Raw genomic sequence first — 1,313 nt, forward strand, 5'->3', positions numbered from 1 at the left:
TGATGAAGAACCGGCAGTCCAGGCAGGGGTTGGCGTACTCGCAGTCGGTCTGCACCGGGGCTCCGCAGTAGCCGTTGGGCAGCGTGACCTTCGCGCGGACCAGGCTCATCTTCGCCCAGGCGGCCCCGGCAAGTGGATGGTCGGCGGCGATGTCGGCCTTCTGCCCCTCGTGGTTGACCTTGAGGGCGTTCTCCCAGTGCCGCCGGAGCGTCTTGTCGTGGAGCTTGGCGTAGACGGCGGTCATGGCCGGCGACATGTGATCGAGCAGGGCCTGGATCACGGGCTGGGGAACATCGGCGTTGATCATCCGAGTGGCCAGGGTGTGCCGGAACTGGTGGAAGGTCACCTTCACCGGTCGGCCGTGCTCGTCGGTGAGGCTGAGCCGCTCCAGCCAGATCGCGAGGTGGTCACGCAGGCGGCGGTCGCTGACCGGCTTGCTGCCGTCGACGTTCTTCAGCGAGGCGGGGAAGAGCCACTCGCAGCCTTGCGGGAAGCGTTCGAGAACGGCCTGCTGCTGGCGGGCGATCTCGGCCGCGAGGTCTTCGCTCAGCGGGAAGAACGCCGGGCGGTCGTGGATCTTTCGGTTCAGCCAGGCCAGGTAGGGGGCGCCGTCGGCGTCCCGGACGATGCAGTCGAAGGGCAGCCAGCGGGCGTCCTTCGTGCGCAGACCGCAGGCCATGAGGATCTTCAGCAGCACCCGCCCGTCGTCGGACGGGAACTGCGCGATGGCCTCGGGCGCCTCCAGTTGCCGCATGAGGTGCTCGGGGATGAACCGCGGCTTGAGCGTGCGCGGCTTGGGGGCGTCGTCGTAGATGAACGCGCTGCGGGCCAGGTCCGGTTGCCACTCGTAGCGGTGGACGTCGCGCAGGAAGACGCCGACGCTGTTGACGGTGCGCGAGCGGGTGTGCTCGCTGTTGCCGTCGGCCTGCAGAGCGGCCAGCCAGGTCTCGATGCGGTTCCGGTCGAGTGCTGCCGGGCCGGCGTCGATGCCGTCGACGTCGGCGAGGTGGCAGGCCAGGCGGGTGATGGACTGGACGCTGAGGCTCACGCCGCCCGAGCTGCTGCCGCGGGTCAGCCGCCAGCGGGTCCAGCGCTTCGTCAGGTCCCGCAGCCAGGGCTGGGGGATGCCGCCGAAGTGCAGGCGGCAGCAGTCCTCGGTGGCCAGGTCCAGCAGCCGCAGATCCCAGCTATCGCGCGGGAACTGGTCGGCCCACGGGTCATCCGCGATCAGCAGCCTCCGCAGCTCGAACCGGGTGTCGCGGATGAAGGCGTGGGACAGCGTCCGGTAGCCCTTGCGCGCGACGTGGCAGAAC

1 protein-coding gene is annotated in these 1,313 nt (G+C 69.6%); it reads right to left on the reverse strand.

Features of this window, described 5'->3' with window-relative positions:
- The coding region (locus tag D7231_RS34870) for a tyrosine-type recombinase/integrase (protein WP_147449890.1) at positions 1-1,313 on the reverse strand (1,313 nt) is incomplete at both ends.

It is taken from the genome of Streptomyces klenkii (assembly GCF_003626645.1).
Lineage (GTDB): Bacteria > Actinomycetota > Actinomycetes > Streptomycetales > Streptomycetaceae > Streptomyces > Streptomyces klenkii.